17 protein-coding genes are annotated in these 16,984 nt (G+C 54.5%); 10 read left to right on the forward strand and 7 right to left on the reverse strand.

Going from position 1 to position 16,984, the window contains the following annotated elements; all coding sequences use genetic code 11:
- Nucleotides 1-169: 169 nt before the first annotated feature.
- Nucleotides 170-1,396, forward strand: coding sequence for an OprD family porin (locus tag TZ03_RS05785; protein WP_009682006.1), 1,227 nt, complete (start codon nucleotides 170-172; stop codon nucleotides 1,394-1,396).
- 323 nt (nucleotides 1,397-1,719) lie between these two features.
- Here the strand turns inward: TZ03_RS05785 and TZ03_RS05790 are convergent, their stop codons facing one another.
- Complete coding sequence (locus TZ03_RS05790) at nucleotides 1,720-3,417, reverse strand: phosphoethanolamine transferase (RefSeq protein ID WP_003253466.1); 1,698 nt, start codon at nucleotides 3,415-3,417, stop codon at nucleotides 1,720-1,722.
- 440 nt (nucleotides 3,418-3,857) lie between these two features.
- Nucleotides 3,858-4,064, reverse strand: coding sequence for a hypothetical protein (locus tag TZ03_RS31445; RefSeq protein WP_003253464.1), 207 nt, complete (start codon nucleotides 4,062-4,064; stop codon nucleotides 3,858-3,860).
- On the opposite strand from TZ03_RS31445, the gene TZ03_RS31450 reads away from it, so the two are divergent.
- The 3 genes from TZ03_RS31450 to TZ03_RS05805 all read left to right on the forward strand — a co-directional run bounded on the left by TZ03_RS31450 (nucleotide 4,044) and on the right by TZ03_RS05805 (nucleotide 5,712).
- Complete coding sequence (locus TZ03_RS31450; RefSeq protein WP_223255137.1) at nucleotides 4,044-4,244, forward strand: zinc ribbon domain-containing protein; 201 nt, start codon at nucleotides 4,044-4,046, stop codon at nucleotides 4,242-4,244. The genes TZ03_RS31445 and TZ03_RS31450 overlap by 21 nt on opposite strands.
- 54 nt (nucleotides 4,245-4,298) lie before the next feature.
- On the forward strand, nucleotides 4,299-5,204 hold the full coding sequence (locus TZ03_RS05800) for a cation diffusion facilitator family transporter (protein ID WP_003253462.1): 906 nt from the start codon (nucleotides 4,299-4,301) through the stop codon (nucleotides 5,202-5,204).
- Between the two features lie 157 nt (nucleotides 5,205-5,361).
- On the forward strand, nucleotides 5,362-5,712 hold the full coding sequence (locus TZ03_RS05805; protein WP_003253461.1) for a DUF3147 family protein: 351 nt from the start codon (nucleotides 5,362-5,364) through the stop codon (nucleotides 5,710-5,712).
- A gap of 32 nt (nucleotides 5,713-5,744) precedes the next feature.
- Here TZ03_RS05805 and TZ03_RS05810 read toward each other — a convergent pair whose 3' ends face one another.
- Nucleotides 5,745-6,071, reverse strand: coding sequence for a DUF2790 domain-containing protein (locus tag TZ03_RS05810; RefSeq protein ID WP_003253458.1), 327 nt, complete (start codon nucleotides 6,069-6,071; stop codon nucleotides 5,745-5,747).
- Nucleotides 6,072-6,760: 689 nt separating this feature from the next.
- On the opposite strand from TZ03_RS05810, the gene TZ03_RS05815 reads away from it, so the two are divergent.
- On the forward strand, nucleotides 6,761-7,435 hold the full coding sequence (locus tag TZ03_RS05815; protein WP_003253457.1) for a heavy metal response regulator transcription factor: 675 nt from the start codon (nucleotides 6,761-6,763) through the stop codon (nucleotides 7,433-7,435).
- Entirely contained in the window at nucleotides 7,432-8,850 is a 1,419-nt protein-coding gene (locus TZ03_RS05820; protein WP_009682005.1) for a heavy metal sensor histidine kinase, read from the forward strand. The genes TZ03_RS05815 and TZ03_RS05820 overlap by 4 nt, the downstream gene beginning before the upstream one ends.
- 57 nt (nucleotides 8,851-8,907) lie before the next feature.
- Here the strand turns inward: TZ03_RS05820 and TZ03_RS05825 are convergent, their stop codons facing one another.
- Entirely contained in the window at nucleotides 8,908-9,495 is a 588-nt protein-coding gene (locus TZ03_RS05825; RefSeq protein WP_003253452.1) for a hypothetical protein, read from the reverse strand.
- Between the two features lie 266 nt (nucleotides 9,496-9,761).
- On the opposite strand from TZ03_RS05825, the gene TZ03_RS05830 reads away from it, so the two are divergent.
- The gene (locus TZ03_RS05830) at nucleotides 9,762-9,983 is read left to right on the forward strand and encodes a hypothetical protein (RefSeq protein WP_003253450.1); all 222 of its coding nucleotides are present in this window, start codon (nucleotides 9,762-9,764) and stop codon (nucleotides 9,981-9,983) included.
- Between the two features lie 82 nt (nucleotides 9,984-10,065).
- Here the strand turns inward: TZ03_RS05830 and TZ03_RS05835 are convergent, their stop codons facing one another.
- From TZ03_RS05835 to TZ03_RS28400, 3 genes are read right to left on the reverse strand one after another with little or no spacing between them, the layout of a single operon-like run.
- Complete coding sequence (locus TZ03_RS05835; protein WP_003253448.1) at nucleotides 10,066-11,520, reverse strand: ArnT family glycosyltransferase; 1,455 nt, start codon at nucleotides 11,518-11,520, stop codon at nucleotides 10,066-10,068.
- A complete protein-coding gene (locus TZ03_RS05840) occupies nucleotides 11,514-12,497 on the reverse strand; it encodes a glycosyltransferase family 2 protein (RefSeq protein ID WP_003253446.1) in 984 nt (327 codons plus the stop codon). The genes TZ03_RS05835 and TZ03_RS05840 overlap by 7 nt, the downstream gene beginning before the upstream one ends.
- Entirely contained in the window at nucleotides 12,463-12,882 is a 420-nt protein-coding gene (locus TZ03_RS28400) for a GtrA family protein (RefSeq protein WP_003253444.1), read from the reverse strand. Before TZ03_RS28400 ends, TZ03_RS05840 begins: the two co-directional genes overlap by 35 nt.
- Before the next feature lie 257 nt (nucleotides 12,883-13,139).
- Between TZ03_RS28400 and TZ03_RS05845 the strand changes: the two genes are divergently transcribed.
- From TZ03_RS05845 to TZ03_RS05855, 3 genes are all read left to right on the forward strand, one after another.
- Nucleotides 13,140-14,108: a LysR family transcriptional regulator gene (locus tag TZ03_RS05845; protein ID WP_009682003.1), complete on the forward strand. Its 969-nt coding sequence runs from the start codon at nucleotides 13,140-13,142 to the stop codon at nucleotides 14,106-14,108.
- Between the two features lie 210 nt (nucleotides 14,109-14,318).
- Nucleotides 14,319-15,626, forward strand: coding sequence for an OprO/OprP family phosphate-selective porin (locus tag TZ03_RS05850; RefSeq protein ID WP_003253440.1), 1,308 nt, complete (start codon nucleotides 14,319-14,321; stop codon nucleotides 15,624-15,626).
- 298 nt (nucleotides 15,627-15,924) lie between these two features.
- On the forward strand, nucleotides 15,925-16,950 hold the full coding sequence (locus tag TZ03_RS05855) for a hypothetical protein (RefSeq protein WP_003253439.1): 1,026 nt from the start codon (nucleotides 15,925-15,927) through the stop codon (nucleotides 16,948-16,950).
- The last annotated feature ends 34 nt before the right edge of the window (nucleotides 16,951-16,984 follow it).

Below are 16,984 nucleotides of genomic sequence, written 5' to 3' on the forward strand. Positions count from 1 at the left end.
ATAGCCTCATGCGTATTACTCATAACGTTGTTGCCGATTCCACGACGGGTTAGTGTCCGCCGCATGAGTGAATCCCGTCCAGCATGACGCTGCGTAATCTGCGATGGATAGTACTGGGTCGCTCCATTTTGATGCTGCCAAAAATCACAATACACAGCAGAGATTTCCGATGAACACCCTCACAACATCGCGCACACTCGCGTGTGCAAGCGTCATTGCTAGCTTGTTCCCCAATTTTGCTGAAGCAGACTTCTTCAAAGACTCCGAGGGCCGGCTGGCTCTGCGAAATTACTATTTCAATGATGGATTTCGTGATGGGGGCGAAGATCGCAAAGAGTGGGCGCAGGGTTTTCTGCTCAAGCTACAGTCAGGTTACACCGAAGGACCTGTAGGCTTTGGTTTGGAGGCACTGGGACTTTCAGGAATCCGGCTCGACTCAAGCGCTAAGCATGCGGGGACAGGCCTTCTGCCGGTCCACGACGATGGTCGGGCAGCTAGCGAATATTCGAGTCTTGGCATTACCGCTAAGGCCAAATGGAATGACCTTTTGGTCAGTGGTGGCACTCTCCTCCCCAAAATCCCCGTCCTGGTTTACAACGATGGTCGACTACTACCTCAAACGTTCCGAGGTACCCAAGCGGAGTACACCGGTGTTGATCGGTTGTACCTTCAAGCTGGGCATCTAGACAAATTCAAAGCCCGAAACTCTACCGATAGCGTCGATATATTTCCTCAGGGATATTCCGGAGGTGGCGGTACGGACTTTGATTTTGCGGGGATGCGCTACGACCTCACCAAACAGCTCAGTTTTAGCAGCTACTACGGGGAACTTCGGGATTTCTACCGCCAACAATTTTTCGGGTTGGTTTACACACTGCCGCTTGGCCCAGGCAAGCTAACTAGCGATCTACGTTACTTTATCAGTGATGATGCTGGCGCAGCCCGTAATGGTGTAGTTGATAGCGATATGTTTAGCGGTTTACTCAGTTATCGTCTGGGTGGCCACACGTTCAGTGCTGGATATCAAAAGGTTGATGGCAGCACCGCACTTCCGTACGTGAGCGTAAGCACGGTCTACTCGTTCAGCAATGCTAGCGTTGGCAAATTCATTCAGCCCGGAGAGCGGACCTGGATGGCGAGGTACGACTACGATTTTACTAGCATGGGAATTCCTGGACTGAGCTTCATGACCCGCTACTACAAGGGCGAGGATGGGGTCTATCGTGGTCAGGAAGCCCGGGAGCACGAGTCCAATACGAACCTGAAATATGTGATCCAGGACGGGCTCTTCAAAGGTGTGGGGGCTGAGTTTCGATATGCAGTGGCCAGGAGCACGTACAGCAGCGACCGGGATAACTACCGCTTGTATCTGACGTACGACATTGCATTGTGGTGATAGCTTCAAGTTCCCCTTGAAGCCGTCATCTAAAGGCAGCTCCCGCAGTCGGGAGCTGCCTTGTTAACCTACTCCCCCTTTTTGTGCTTGTGGGGTTTCAGGTCCGGATGGTCCTTCTGCTTCTCAGGCGTGACTCGCTGCCTTTTATCCGGAGTGCCATCTTCGTTAGTTCGTTTAGGGCCTGGCTTGATGCTCATGCGAGATTTCCTTTATCGCTTGGGTTGGTGGGTGCTGCTATGTAGTTAGTCCAGCTTCTTATAGCTGTCAAAGCGGACGGGAGCAGAAGCACTTGGCATCCCAGAGGGGCCATCCTACTTCGTGTCTTAGAGGCCTGAGTAAGAGCCTCCTGGCAAGGGCTTGCACGGGGCAGTGAAATCCAAGGCTGAGCGGTACGAGGACGTCTGGACATTCATCATCCCGAGCACTGTGTGAAACAGGTTGTCGTGGCTAAGAGGTGAGCTTGCTTGAGCTTTCAAACAGCCGACGTTGAGCCTTTCACTCTTCGCAAGAGAATCGGACATCCAAAGCACCAATGGCACCTTGGTTTGCTCTTCAGGAGCCATCGCATAAGGCAGCCCATGCAGGTAGAGCCCACCCTCACCCAGTGATTCTCCGTGGTCAGAAACGTACAGGAGCCCAGTGTCGAATTTGGTGTTCGCTGCCAGGATGTCGATCAGCCCGGCTGTAACGTAGTCGGTGTAAAGGATCGAGTTATCGTAGGCATTGAGCACTTCCTGCTGCTTACATTTGTCGAGCTCGTTGGTCTCGCACACCGGCGCGAATTTCTTGAATTGCGCGGGGTAGCGCTTGTAGTAGGCCGGGCCATGGCTACCTTTGTAGTGGAGCACCAGGACAGCATCGCCTTCTTGACGCTTGATGAAGTCTTGCATCTCCGAGAGCAGCACCCCGTCCTTACACTCCTCGCTGGTGCAAAGTTGGGGATCCGCGTGAGAGGCAGCCTTGTGGTTGGGAACCCTGTCGCAGGCCCCTTTGCACCCCGAGTTGTTGTCAGTCCACATGACACTAATGCCTGCGCGTTGAAGCACGTCGAGCAGCCCTTCTCGGCTCTTGGCCAAGCCATCTTTGTACTCGGCCTTACCCACATCCAGGAACATGCATGGCAACGAAACTGCGGTGGCGGTGCCGCAGGAGCTGACGTTGGAGAAGCTGATGACGTTGCGTTTTTCCAGCTCCGGGTTCGTTTCACGGGTGTAGCCATTGAGGGAGAAGTTGGCGGAGCGGGCGGTCTCTCCTACAGCCAGTACCAGCAGCCTAGGTTTACGGGCCGCCCCCTGTCGATTAACTACCGCATCAGTTCCAATGGCCGTCAGCGTTTTAGGTGTGGCCAGCTGGCGCTTCAGGTAACCATGGCCAGCCGCAAACAAGTTGGTGGGTACCAGGATCAGTCGGATCTCCCGATTGTTGCGCAGCAAGGAGGCATATGACTGGTATTGACTCAGCACGATGCCAGACAAGGTCAACAGAGCGAGCGACAGAGCAATGACCCTGCTGACCAAAGCTCTGGCCCAAGGCTTGCGCCGGAGGGGAACCCGGGAGATCAGGTAGACGGGCAACACCCCAACCATTGCGACCCACAGACCGAGCTTCCAATTCAGCAGCTCGGTTGCCTCAGCGACGTCTGTCTCCACAACGTTGGTGAACATTGTGTAATCGATCACGATGCCATAGGCATTCATGAAGTAACTCGCAAAAGCCGCGCTGATCAGTACGAGACATAGAAAAGGTTTGGTCAGCCGCGCCCATGACAGCAAGCTCAGAACCGTAAACACCCATGCGAATACTATGACTGGGAGGCTAGCTGCTAGCAGCCAGTTCACTTCATCGGTTTTGAATACCAGCTTCCAGAGCACGCTCCAGAGCTCAGCATTCGCGAATAGCAGCAACCAAAGAGTTACCAGCCCAATGAGCAGATTAGTGCTGATGCCTTCCTGTCGGGCAGTGCGAATAGCAAAGATCCATTTACTTAACAGGGTGTGAACAATGGATTTTGAAGGTGTCATTATCAAACTCTGAGAGGCTGCTTATCCATGCGTTAGCTGTGGAGTTAGCGGGAGCTGCTTGGCAAACCATCGACAGATGCTGAGCGATTGCGCAATGTGCGGAGCGCCAGAGGCCTTAGGGCCTAGGCGTTGGAGACGCTTAGAATGTGTGAGGCATAGGGACAAAAGAGAAATAAATCTCGCTGAGCGCATTATTTCCGGCGCCTGATAACGACACGATGACCTCGTGATTACAATGCTGACAGAAATGCAATAACTGCTGTTTTAATTGCCATCGACCAGGCTATGATAAAAATTAGGGCGACACCATCTATTAAACGCAGAGCACCGCTCAGCTAGATAAATTTAATTTCACAAACAAAACGGCTTCGTTTTGACGTAGGCTAATTTTGAACTTTCACTTTAACTTACAAGTCTTTCTCGCGAGCAGAACATTCTTTTCAACTTTTGCTCGTTAATATGTCACCCATCAATGAGGGGCGAATACCATGAGCTTTTTCAAAAATATCCTGGGCGGGCACCATGGCCGTGGAAACCACGGTGGAGGCAAGCACCACAGCGGGGGACATGGGGCCGAGCAATACGATCGCCATGGCCGGCAGCAGGGCTGCGACGGCGGCAACCAGGTGTATGACGGCGGGCGCCATGCCACTCCAGCCCCCATTAAAGATCTGCAGGGCTGCAGGCAGTGCCGGACGGCCAACGATCCGTCAGCACGCTTTTGTCTAAACTGCGGAACACCACTATCGAGTGGTTGCACCGCCTGTGGCTCGTTGCTGAGCGCAGGAGCAAAATTCTGCAGTCAGTGTGGCCAAGCGACGCTCTAACGATAGGCAGACAGGAAGGCCAACGAGACCACAACCCTGCGCAAGGAGAAATACGTGGGTTCAAATCATGACCATGGCAGCGCTGCAGTACGCGAGGGGCATCAGAAGAAGCTAATCATGGCGCTCGCCTTGACTGGCAGCTTCATGATTGCAGAAGTGATCGGTGCGTGGATTACCGGCAGCCTGGCGCTGCTGTCTGACGCATCCCACATGTTCACAGATACTGCCGCCTTGGCGATCTCACTGATTGCACTTCAGATAGCCAAGCGCCCGGCGGATCAGAAAAGAACCTTCGGCTATGCGCGCCTGGAGATTCTGGCTTCGACGTTCAACGCCGTGCTGCTCTTCCTGGTGGCGATGTACATCTTGTACGAGGCCTACCAGCGCTTTTTCATGCCGGCGGAGATCGCTACCGGGGCGATGATGTGGATCGCAATCGCCGGCCTGATCATCAACCTAATCTCGATGCGCCTTCTGGCATCTGCGAGCAACGAGAGCCTTAACGTCAAAGGCGCCTACCTCGAAGTTTGGAGCGACATGCTCGGCTCGCTAGGCGTAATCATTGCAGCACTCATCATCCGCTTCACGGGCTGGACCTGGGTCGACACGATTGTCGCTGTGGCAATCGGACTTTGGGTACTGCCGCGGACGTGGCAGTTGCTTCGCGAAAGCCTGGGGATTCTCATGGAGGGTGTGCCGAGGGGGCTCGACGTTACGGCAATCGAGGCCACCATCCGCGGCGTAGATGGGGTCACGGACGTTCATGACTTGCACGTCTGGGCCGTCAGCAGTGGCAGCAACGTGATGACGTCGCACGTAGTGGTACGGGATTCTGCAGATGGGGATGCTGTGTTGGCGGCCGTCGTGGATGCTGTCAGCGATGGATTTGAAATCCATCACTGCACCATCCAGATCGAGCGGGCAGCTTTCCACGAGAGCGTTCCCTCGCCCTCGCACTGATCGATCGGTAAACACCATGCAGACACATCCCCTTCCTGGCTGAGGGGGATGTTGTAGAAGAAATGCGATGAGGGATGGCGTAAACGGCAGGAGCACTTCGAGAGGGGTTGGAGAATGGCTTCACCTCCCCCGTCCACAATCCCCAGAAGGTTCAGCGATGGCTTGGATCATCACGAAGTACCTACTCACTGCCGGAATAGTGATTCTCGTATCAGAGCTGGCGAAACGCAGTGACAAGCTGGGCGGCCTGGTCGCCGCCCTACCCCTGGTCACTGTCTTGACGCTGGTCTGGCTCTATTTGGAGAACCAGAGCATGGAGAAGATCTCCAATCATGCTTGGTACACGTTCTGGTACGTGCTTCCTACACTGCCGATGTTTATCGCGTTCCCGTTGCTGCTACCTAAGCTCGGCTTCTGGCCGACCCTTATCAGCAGCATCCTCATCACAATGGCCAGTTTCGGATGTTTCGCCGTACTGCTGCGCCGGTTCGGCATTGAGCTTCTATGATCCGGCGACCGCAGACATCATCTTGATGAGCCTTAACGGCTGTTAATACACTCGCCCTTCACCAGGTAGCGAACCATGTGCAGCTCGCCTTTCGAGTCTTCGTAGGTCATCATACTTCTTACATTACCGCAGTACCGCACGCTGGGTGATACATACACCAACTTACCAACGTCAAGGTCCATACCGTAGGCATAGTCTTCAAGTTGAGGCATGGGCTTTTTTACGCGCTGAGCATAATCCGCAGTAGCCTCTCTAGCAGAACGCTCAATGCGTTGGTTTATTTCCATACCGCTTTGTGCATTGGCTGTTAGTGATGTGAAGAGCATAAACACGGCGATCGCTGATACAGTAGTGTTCATAAGAAGTCCCTTAATAAAAAAGCGCCCGTAGGGGGGCGCTAAAATTCACCTACCAAAGGAGCGTATGGTTTACAGGTGAATGCATTGACGAGAACAACTGCCCGCTGCTCTTGCCAAGCTGCTTTGAAATGAGACAATTTCCAAAGCAGCGATGCCTCTTCCGCTGCCCTTAAACTAGCAAAGGAGGCTAACACCAAGATGATCGCGCAATTACAATTTGGACATGTAATAGATTGTAAGGTAATTATTCGGGAGACTACTGAGCCACCAAGTGAACTAATTCGCAGAAAGGCGTAGCAGTTCGCGGCCGTGCATGGGGACTGCCTGCGTGGCGCACTCGATGCAAGGCCAGCGCCAGTCTCTGCAAGCTGGCGACCGAAATACTGCCTGTCATGGCCGATTCCGCCTGTCAGGCGAAGCTGTCATACACCGTCGCAGACCCCAGAATCCGCTAAGCTCAGAGCTGGAGCCTGCATGACTGTCAGAAATCTTGCGGCTACATTACAAATTTGTAGGATTTCGCCGCGGCCAGCTTCTTCGCGTTAAGATTCAAGCGTCCTCAGGTGACCCGGCGTATGGACAGAGGTAGCGACTACCACATGCCATACCCTCAGCCTATCTTTCGAACAGCCTGCAACCATAATCTTGGCGGATTAGGCCAACTCCTTCCTCACACCTTGAGATAAGTTATGCGCGTTCTAGTTGTGGAAGACGAAATTAAAACTGCCGAATATCTTCAGCAGGGCCTATCCGAAAGCGGGTATGTCGTAGATATCGTGCACAACGGTGTAGATGCCCTGCACTTGTTCAACACTAATGTCTATTCGTTGGTCCTTCTGGACGTGAACCTCCCCGGTATCGACGGCTGGGACCTGCTGGAAACCATCCGTAAGACCAGCCGGGTCCGCATCATCATGCTGACCGCCCGCGGACGCATCAATGACAAGCTCAAGGGCTTGGACGGCGGCGCGGATGACTACCTTGTGAAGCCATTCGAATTCCCTGAACTGCTTGCTCGCATCCGTTCGCTGCAACGCCGTGGTGATGAGTTGGTCGAGAAGAGCTCGCTGAAAATTGCGGATCTGGAACTCGACTCCGTCCGCCATCGCGTCTTCCGCGGTGGCACACGCATCGATCTCACCACCAAGGAATTTGCGCTTCTGCACCTGCTCATGAGCCGAACGGGCGAAGCGCTGACTCGTTCCCAGATCATCTCGTTGGTCTGGGATATGAATTTCGATTGCGACACCAATGTCATCGATGTAGCCATCCGGCGCTTGCGCTCGAAGATCGATGACCCGTTTGAAACCAAGCTCATTCACACGCTTCGTGGCGTTGGGTACGTTTTTGAGGAACGCGCATGAGGCCATTCAGCCTGGCTGCAAAGCTGGGGTTAAAAGTTGGGTTGATGAGCGCAGCGTTGCTGCTTCTGTTCGCCACCTTTGGCTATCTGATGGTAGGTAAGGCTCTGGAAAGAAATGCCCGAGCGGACCTGGAAGTAAAGATGGCGGGGATGGCTCACAACCTGTCCACCATCCCGGATATCTCCGGCGTCAACGCAGATGCACATCAGCTTGTCGATTTGGTCATGGGCCACAACAACCTGTATGTGAGCATATTCGATACCTCACAGAATCAGACTCCTCTGCTCTCGATTGGCTCGAAACAGGTCAATCTGGAGGTGCACAAGTTTCAGCCGGCGGCCCAGCCTAAAGAGCATGAATGGCGTGATACGCAGGACCGTCCTCTGCTGAGTGCTTCTCGGATCATGCGCTTGGGCGATGGAACAGAGGTCAGCGTCTATATGACCATGGACCAGTCATCCAGTGAGGCACTGCTTGATGCGTTGCTGACTTGGGCCTTGATGATGTCCCCCGTCATCCTCGCACTGATCTTGGCCATTGGCTGGTGGACCGTGCGCAGAGGCCTGCTGCCGCTGACCAAATTCCTCAAGGTGGCGTCAAAGATCTCAACGGAGAGCCTCGACCATCGTCTTCCGACTGATGGGATGCCGGCAGAACTCAAGAAGCTCGCCGACGGCATCAACATCATGCTGGCTCGCCTGGATGATGGCGTTCAGCAGCTCTCGCAGTTCTCTGACGACCTTGCCCACGAACTTCGAGCACCGCTTTCCAACCTGATGGGCAAGGCCCAGGTTGCCTTGACCAGAGAAAGATCGCTTTCCGAGTACCGGGAGGTTCTAGAGTCGTGCACAGAAGAGTTGGACCGCATGAGCCGCATGGTTTCCGACATGCTGTTCTTGGCCCAGGTCAGTCACCCTGCGTCCATGGTGGAGTTCGAACCGGTGTCCCTGGTCGACGAGGTTCAGCGCGTATGCGACCTCTTCAGCATTTCGGCAGAGGAAGGCGAGATCCAGCTGCAGATTTCTGGGAGTGATGATGTGGTACGCGGGAACCGCCTGATGGTTCAACGGGCCGTCTCAAACCTCGTGTCGAACGCGATCCGCTACTGCCCTCGCGGCCGCACGGTCTACGTGAAGGTGCAGCATAGTGCGAGCGGTACGACCTTGAGTGTCGGCAACCCCGGCCGCGGTATTGCCAAGGAACACCATGCGCACTTATTTGAGCGGTTCTACCGTGTGGACAAGAGCCGAGCACGGAGCGAAGGCGGTACCGGTCTTGGCTTGGCCATTGTGCAGTCGATCATGAGCCTGCACCAAGGGTCGGCGAGCGTGGAGGTGACCGAAGAAAACTTCACCTGGTTCCACCTTCACTTTCCCGCAGCCCAGCAACTGCAGCCAGCAATGACCGCCGCTTAAACCGCGCAGACATGATTAGGCCCGTCCATCGACGGGCCTTTTTGTTTGCTCAATGCATCAGTGCCGGAGGACCACAGGGTCCATAGGCGACCGCAGAATCACCGACTTGATGATCTTCTGCTCGTCAGGATTGGCGTTCTTCCACAGGTGTGAGAAGTACTGAGCATTCACTTTCTCTTGAGCACTTACGCTGCCGGCGGCATCGATCAGGCGCATGGTCGAGTAGACACAGATCAGCGCCAGAATGAAGAACGACGTGGCGACCACCATCACATAACGCTTGGCCAGCACCGGTGCCCGCTTGAGCTCCTGGATAGAGGCGTCCGCCGCCTTTGTCGCTGCTGTAAGCTCCGAGATCAGTGGCTGGATGGCGGTGTCGACTCCGCGGCATGCAGCTGAATACGCTGATGCAGCGGCGCGCAAGGCAACCTCCTCCGCGTTCGACCAAGCCTTCTCCGCCTTTCGCACCTCCTCCTGAATCTGCCGGCCGACAGCGTCCACCTGCTCCACCAGTTCGTTCGACCTCTCCAGAACAGCGCTGGAGGTCCGCGTCTGCGAGGTCAGCTCATCGAGCTGGACAGTGAGTTTTTCAGTGCAGCGGCGAAAGTCACCGATAGCAACTGCCCAGGGCTCTATGTCATTCATGGCTATCTCCTAGGGCGGCCAACAACGCCGCGCTGAATTAACGCGCTAGATATCAAAATTGTAATTTAAGAGAAAATTCTTAGTCGCCCTCGACAGTGCCGAGATAGACATGATCCTTCCAGATTTGAGGATTTAACGCATCCTGCCTGCCGCCAAAATTACGGAATTGTAATTATTGACTCACCTTGTCGTTAGCTTCGCGTTCCTAAACTACAAACCAACAAAGGCCGCTAATCAGGCAGGCCTAGTATGAACCGAGGTTCACAATGAAATTTGTCAAATCTATCGCTATTGGCAGCCTGCTGCTGGGTCTCATGGGTACCGCTTACGCTGAAGGTGGCTTCGAGCGAGCGAAACAGTTCAATGAAAACTTCCGAACCGAACAGGCTCGCCTATGGAGCGATGACTCTTCGGACCAGAACAAACAACAAGTCGCTCAAGAGCAAAAGAAAGAAAGCAAGGATGGTAAGGAACAAGCCGACAATTAATCGGCGGTTAAATAGGACTTCAAATGACGAAAGAAATCGACAAAAAAGCCAGGATAAAACCTGGCTTTTTTGTGCTTGGAATTTAGCCTTCGTTCTTGCGAGGCGTTTCCGCATTGCTTTCTCCAGCCAGACCCTCGGCACCTTGTACGGTACGTTTCCAATGGCACAGCATGAGCTGGCTGGCGTTCGCTTCGGTGATCGCTGTACATGCTAGATCAGCGGGCAGACCATCCTTGCTGTCTCGCAAGCGCCTGGACAGATAGAACGAGCCATCCTGCGGCCACTTGGCAGGATCCTTGATGTTCTCGGACTTTCCGCTGCTGTAAAACTCCGACGAGTATGAGCGGCGGCCAGGATAGATCAGGGGAGCGGAATGAGCAGACTGCACATTGAGCCAGGCTTGAACCACATCTCGCTGATTCTGAGGTCGCTCCTCAAGTACCCCGGCGTAGATGATGCCCGCACCGATGATTGGTAACACCAATGCACTCGCCGCGGCAGCCCATGTAGTCTTCGGGCCAACATCGCTGATCCGTCCGGATAGCAGCAATGCCCAGGCTGGCAGCGCAGGTAGCAGGTAGGTCCACAGAATGTTGCCTGCAAATGTGAAGAAGACCGGTGTCGCCAAGGCCCACAGCCAGAGGTAAGCCTCGAAGCGCTGCATTGATTCACGCTTGCGGATCAGTAATGGTAAGAAAAAGGCCCACGGCAGTAGCGACAGTCCGAGCTGGATCCAGATGGTGCCATATGGCTTGGCATGAGCACTGCCGTATAGGTCGCCCGCCCAGTTACTGACGACGTAGCGGCTCCAGTGCTCACCAACGAAGAAGTACTCCATGAAGCCGGGCGTTTTCATCTCGGCCGCGACATACCAAGGCACGGATATACCGAACATGAGTACAAGGCCGCTGATCCAGGGAAGCCTCAGTACCCGTCCCCATTCCTTGTAGATAACGAACCAGGCGAATGCCGGCGCCCCCATAAGCACTAGGGTCAGAGGGCCTTTGGCAAGCAAGCCCAGCCCGAGACCTGCGAACATCAGGTAGGCATCCGCCTTGCTGGCGCACTTCATCCAACGCCAGAAACCGTAGCTGGCCAGCAGAATCGAGAACGACAAAACAGGGTCGGTCAGCACGACACCGCTGGAGACTAGGCCAAGGGTGGTGCTGGAAAAGATAATGGCGGCCCAGATGCCGGCGTTACGGGAAATCTGCTGCGTGCCGAGTTTGATGATGATGAAACAGCTTGCCAGGTGCAGCAGCCACGCCGGGAAACGCGCAGCGAACTCGTTAACGCCGAAGACCGTCATGCTTGCGGCCTGGGTCCAGAAGGACAACGGTGGCTTGCCCCAGAACGGTACCCCGTAGTCGAACATGGGCGTGATCCAGTCATTCAACTCGACCATCTTGCGAGCCATTTCAGCGTAGCGAGCCTCCGATGTGTCCATCAGTGGATAGATGCCCAGCCCCACCAAACGCAAGAGCAAAATCGAACCCAGGATCCACCACAGCGTCCGCTCGTTTTTCAGGCTCAGCATTTCTTACCCTCGATCGAGGCCATCGAAGGGTGGAGTGACACGGGATCCGCCTTGCTGCTGTGCTTCAGGAAATAGAGAGGCCGGCGCTTCACTTCCGCGAGTGTCACGCCCAGGTACTCCCCCACCATGGCGACACCGACGCACATGAATGAAGCCATTCCGACGATCAGGTGATGGATGTCGAAACTTCCTGCCACAAGCGACGCAAGCATGTAGCAGATGCTGGAGACGAAAAGACCGAAACTGATGAGGCTGAAAATGCGCAGCGGTTTGCGAGAGAAGCTGACGATGCTTTCGATGGCCAGATTGAACAGGCCAGCTGCATTCCACTTGGTGCTGCCGGCATGGCGAACGGTGCGATTGTAGGGCAGCTCGATGGTACGGAAGCCTACCCAGCCGATCATGCCTTTGAGAATCCTGGAGCGTTCGTCCAGCGCCCGCAGTGCTGCCAGCGGCGCAGGCCCAATCAATCGGAAATCGCTGACATCGGCCGGCATGTCCACCTTCTCCACCAGGCGCTGCATGACCCAGTAGTAAGCCCGGGCACTCATGCGCTTAAACCACGAATCACCGACTCTCAGGTTGCGTTGCATGTTCACCACGTCGTAACCGCGTTGCCAGTGGTCCACCATGGCCGAGATGAGCTCTGGTGGGTCCTGCAGGTCGACATCGATGAAGATCAGCGCACTGCCACGGGCATGGTCTATCCCGGCGCTGAGTGCAGCCTCTTTGCCGAAGTTGCGACTCAGGGACAGACAACGTACAGATGACCCATCCTGATAGTGGCGAAGAATGTCGGCCGTTCGGTCGTTACTGCCATCGTCGATATAGAGGATTTCGCAGGAGACGGGTAAGCGCTTCACGACGCGGGTGATCCGCTGGTGGAACTCGGGGATGGTTTCCTCTTCCTGGAAGCAAGGGACGACGATGGTTAACAAGGGATCAGGGCGCTCGGGAAAGCGATGTAATGTCTGCATGATTGAATGTCCAAAAACGATGTGCAATGAATCCAAGTGCAGTGAGGCTTAAGGTCACTACAAGTTGGGAGATGAGCGGTGACAGATTCGACTTGATGAGGAACCACATACCCACGCCATTGCCGAAGTTTGTGGCTAACGCGACCAGTGCAAACCTGACAGGCTGAAACTTACGAGAGCCATCTGACACAAAGCAGAGCGCCCTATTTCCAATAAAGCTTGCGATAGCGCCAACCATGCCTCCACAGATACTGGCTAGCAATGGAGTAGATAATTCTGTCGTAACCAGCACTAGGAACACCGCATAATGGATTCCCGTTGCTATGAAGCCGATCCCCAGATAACGAATCAGTAAGGTAGTAAGAGGTAGGGTTTGATTTTCCATGCCCAAAGCCTATGGAGGCAAAGGTGAAAAAAAAGTGAACCAAATGTAAATGCGTAATTGGCTAAATTTAGATCTGCCAAGTAATGAAATTGGCGCGCTAGGCTAGCACGCTACAATATCAGCAAGATTGCTCGAAAATTACGCTTTCGAAATAAAACCTTCCGATAACGCATGCATGACCTGCGGATTACAATGCTGACAAGATAAGGAAATGCTGGGTGGCATTGAGATAGATTCCCCGAATTAAGGGGGACCCAATGGTTACACAAAATGAAACATTTACAAGCAGCGTTGTTCCTTACAGTCCTGACATATTGGATGATCTGCCAATTGATGATCAGCTGGCCGTAGAGTTTTTCGCAACAGCACGTTGTGCCAGTTTCAAACAGGCTGCCCGGGGGCTCAATGTGCCAGTGGTAGGCCTTCGGAAACGCTTGGAGAAACTGGAAGAGCACATTGGTGCTCCCGTGTTTGTATACAAACACAACAAGCTTGCCCTGACCCGCACTGGCGAGAGGGTCAGCCATTACCTGTGCCAGCTCTTCGGCCCAGACGGCCTTGGCAAGTCCGGTGAAAAGGAAGTCCCCAGGCTTACCATCGCGATCACGGAGCCAGTGTTGAGCGACATCGTAAACCGCGATCTAGTCGCCTACGTGCGCGATCATGCCGAAATGCAGCTTGAAATCCATTCAGAGTGCACAACGCAGATGCTCTCTGAGTGTGAAGTCGATGTGGGTATCGCTTTCGTGAGCCCAGATGATGAGGGCGCGTTTGATCGCCATCCTACGTATAGGTTTGAACGGCTTGGCCGGATTGGGCACTCGCTGTTCATTTCCAGCCGCTACTCAAGAAGCGTCACCCTTCCAGTGCAGAGCCTGGATTTGCACAACTTCATGCTCGTTATCCCTTGGGATGAAGAGATTTTGGCGGGCTCACGAAAGTGGGCATCGATAATGGCTGAGCATCAGGGCGGTACCACTCGGGTAAAGAACTATAACTTATCCCGTGGCCTTGTCGTAGGAGGCGCGTGTATCGGTGTGCTGCCCGACTATAGTCGAAAGATGGAGAGGAATATTCTGCCGGTGCCGGGTTTTTTGGACGATCTGGAGGAGAAAGATGTCTATCTTGTTATCAAAACCAAGCTTGCCCGCAACCCGCACGTTCTGGAAATCCGTAGATTGATCAAGAAGAGCTTCTTTGATAAGAAGGACTGGCTTGTTCGGTAACAGTTTTGTTAGGTTTCAAACTCTCCTGTTAACACTACAGAAACACAACTGTCATATTCGCTTGCAATCTAGTCAGAGTGCTTAGAACAAAGGCATCTTGTTACAGCAGGTGACAACCGTGGCCTGCTCCCATCTGCAAGATAAATTTAGGCCGACGAAGGGCGAAATACAACGTCGGTAGCTAAGCACTTAACATACGAGAGGCAAGCAATGATCCGTTCTTCGAACATGCGGGAAAAGCTGTTGGCTGCCGCAATAATAGGCACATTTTCCTCGCAAGCATTCTCCGGAACAGTAACCACTGACGGAGCTGACATCGTTCTGAAGACCAAGGGCGGTCTTGAAGTATCGACTTCTGACAAGGAATTCAGTTTCAAACTGGGCGGTCGCGTTCAGGCCGACTACGGCCGTTTCGATGGTGTCTTCACCAAGAATGGCGATACCGCTGACGCCGGCTACTTCCGTCGCGCCTACCTTGAGCTCGGCGGCGTTCTGTACCGCGACTGGAAGTATCAGCTCAACTACGACCTTTCCCGCAACACGGGCAACGACTCCGACGGTTACTTCGACGAGGCCAGCCTGACCTACACCGGTTTCAAGCCCGTCCAACTGCGATTCGGTCGTTTCTACACCGACTTCGGTCTTGAGAAAGCCACCAGTTCGAAGTGGACCACTGCCATGGAGCGGAACCTCTCGTACGACCTGGCGGACTGGATCAACGACAACGCCGGCATGGGTGTTCAAGCCACCAGCACCATCGCTGACATGGCTTATGTCTCCGGTAGCGTTTTCAGCGAAACCAACAACAACTCGGATGGCGACAGCACCAAGCGCTACAACGCACGTGCCGTGTTCGCACCGCTGCACAGTGATGGCAACGTCCTGCACGTCGGTGCTCAGTACGCTTACCGCGACCTCAAAAACAGTGCGGTCGATACCCGGATTCGTTCGCGTCTTGGCGTTCGCGGTGTAGATACCAATGGCGGCGGCGATGCCGGCACCAACGGCAACCGCATGCTGTTTGGCGGTGCCGCCGCACAAGATGGCCTGTGGAAGGACGATTCGGTCTGGGGTCTCGAAGGTGCCTGGGCCACCGGCCCGTTCTCGGTGCAAGCGGAATACCTTCGCCGCAAGCTGAAAGCTGACCAGGCCAACAGCGACATGAAGGCCTCTGGTTACTACGCCCAGATGGCTTACACCCTGACCGGCGAGCCGCGTATCTACAAGCTCGACGGTGCCAAGTTCGACACTATCAAACCAGAGAACAAGGAACTGGGGGCCTGGGAAGTTTTCTACCGCTTTGACGATATCAAGGTCGAAGACGGCAACCTGGTCACCGCAGCGGATCAATCGAACGAGCGCAAGGCCAAGAGCCACACTGTGGGTGTGAACTGGTATGTCAACGAGGCAGTGAAACTCAGTGCCAACTACATCAACGTGCGTACTGACAATAACGAGAACACCGTGGGCGACGACAGCGGCAATGCAATCGTGACCCGCCTGCAATACGTCTTCTGATCCCTCTCATCAGTCTGACGTGAGAAAGCCGGAAGCGCTCAATGTGCTTCCGGCTTCCCTGTTTCTGACGTGATCGAGCTTGGAGCGTCCTCCTCCTACCTGCTCTCGCTCACCTGATGACCTCTCTTGCCAAAACTCGGCGAATCTGGTGTGATTGCCGCGTCGGGTTTTGCATGGTGGCCGTGCAAGCAAACCAAACCTGACTCCTACTCATGATTGAACCTGATTCGACGTCCAGCTTCGCGTCTAACGGCCCTACAAGCGCAGCTACCCCAACGTCGCTCATTAGGGGATAGTCATGTCTGCCAAAAAGCTGCTTCAACCTCTCGCTGCTCAGCTGCACGCCTCATTCTCGGCTTCCGGTCGCCCGTACGCTCACCAGCACATTCACCAGTTGCTCCACGCTGCCATTGGCTCCGTCTCCCCAGAAGTTGACTCCCAAGACAATCTGCCAATCCAGGTATGCCGTGACAGCGACAGGCAGTACAACCTCTACGAGACGATTGAGCGGGCGAAAAAGTGCTTGGGATTGACCGATCTTCAAGCAGTCGGCGTGGCTGAAGAAGTCATCGAAGTACTACGAGCTGCAGGGATAGGCGTGAACCAGGTTCGCCTGCTCCTCGACCCCTCCTTCACCTCGAAGACTCGTAAAAAGGCATTCAAAGCCCTTTGCAAGAATCTGGATCTGAACGAGCTCGGCGATCGATTCGTCCCGAAAACGGCGACGCTGGCCATTGCGGCGGGTATGGCACCGCCTCCGAAAATCACGTGGAAAGATCGCTTCGCACTGGCTGCAGATTTCCCTATACGGGGACAGAGCCAGCTCGTCGAAATGGTGACTCGAAGCGAGTGCTATCTGTGGGTATTTCCGCCGACTGATCATCAAGCTACGGCTTCGGCGAGTCACGACCGCTATTTCGGTGAACAGACCCATCCGAGCGCTGAGATGGGCATGGGGTTCACTATCATCGATTCCGGATCGACCCGCCCTAAATTTCCGATGCTCTCCAAACAGCCGGAAGAGACCTTCATCCAGTATTCACTTTCGGCGCCGATGTGGTTCTGGCGCGCACAAAGTAACACCTGGCGGCTGGGAAACATCCTGCGCTCCAAGATCCTTGACGGGGCTCCTTGGCATAACGAGCCCTTGAGCGATGTGCTGCCAGGTGGTCTGAAGTCTCTGCCGCGGATTTATGGGTGCACCACCTGCCAAACGCTGTTCGTCGAGAAACACAGCGGCTATCCGGATGTACCCACTCAGTGCCAATGCGGTGAGGCGAGCAGCACGCGTGACCAAAACGAGTCACCTGCTCTCAATAGCTGATTTTCCTTACGGTGGCGGGCTATGCCCCCCGTTA

Source organism: Pseudomonas sp. 10-1B (assembly GCF_000935045.1).
Lineage (GTDB): Bacteria > Pseudomonadota > Gammaproteobacteria > Pseudomonadales > Pseudomonadaceae > Aquipseudomonas.

Coding starts and splice junctions, on each gene's coding strand:
- TZ03_RS05785 (WP_009682006.1), top strand. CDS start 170: ATGAACACCCTCACAACATCGCGCACACTCGCGTGTGCAAGCGTCATT.
- TZ03_RS05790 (WP_003253466.1), bottom strand. CDS start 3,417: ATGACACCTTCAAAATCCATTGTTCACACCCTGTTAAGTAAATGGATC.
- TZ03_RS31445 (WP_003253464.1), bottom strand. CDS start 4,064: ATGGCGCCCGCCGTCATACACCTGGTTGCCGCCGTCGCAGCCCTGCTG.
- TZ03_RS05805 (WP_003253461.1), top strand. CDS start 5,362: ATGGCTTGGATCATCACGAAGTACCTACTCACTGCCGGAATAGTGATT.
- TZ03_RS05810 (WP_003253458.1), bottom strand. CDS start 6,071: ATGAACACTACTGTATCAGCGATCGCCGTGTTTATGCTCTTCACATCA.
- TZ03_RS05815 (WP_003253457.1), top strand. CDS start 6,761: ATGCGCGTTCTAGTTGTGGAAGACGAAATTAAAACTGCCGAATATCTT.
- TZ03_RS05820 (WP_009682005.1), top strand. CDS start 7,432: ATGAGGCCATTCAGCCTGGCTGCAAAGCTGGGGTTAAAAGTTGGGTTG.
- TZ03_RS05825 (WP_003253452.1), bottom strand. CDS start 9,495: ATGAATGACATAGAGCCCTGGGCAGTTGCTATCGGTGACTTTCGCCGC.
- TZ03_RS05830 (WP_003253450.1), top strand. CDS start 9,762: ATGAAATTTGTCAAATCTATCGCTATTGGCAGCCTGCTGCTGGGTCTC.
- TZ03_RS05835 (WP_003253448.1), bottom strand. CDS start 11,520: ATGCTGAGCCTGAAAAACGAGCGGACGCTGTGGTGGATCCTGGGTTCG.
- TZ03_RS05840 (WP_003253446.1), bottom strand. CDS start 12,497: ATGCAGACATTACATCGCTTTCCCGAGCGCCCTGATCCCTTGTTAACC.
- TZ03_RS28400 (WP_003253444.1), bottom strand. CDS start 12,882: ATGGAAAATCAAACCCTACCTCTTACTACCTTACTGATTCGTTATCTG.
- TZ03_RS05845 (WP_009682003.1), top strand. CDS start 13,140: ATGGTTACACAAAATGAAACATTTACAAGCAGCGTTGTTCCTTACAGT.
- TZ03_RS05850 (WP_003253440.1), top strand. CDS start 14,319: ATGATCCGTTCTTCGAACATGCGGGAAAAGCTGTTGGCTGCCGCAATA.
- TZ03_RS05855 (WP_003253439.1), top strand. CDS start 15,925: ATGTCTGCCAAAAAGCTGCTTCAACCTCTCGCTGCTCAGCTGCACGCC.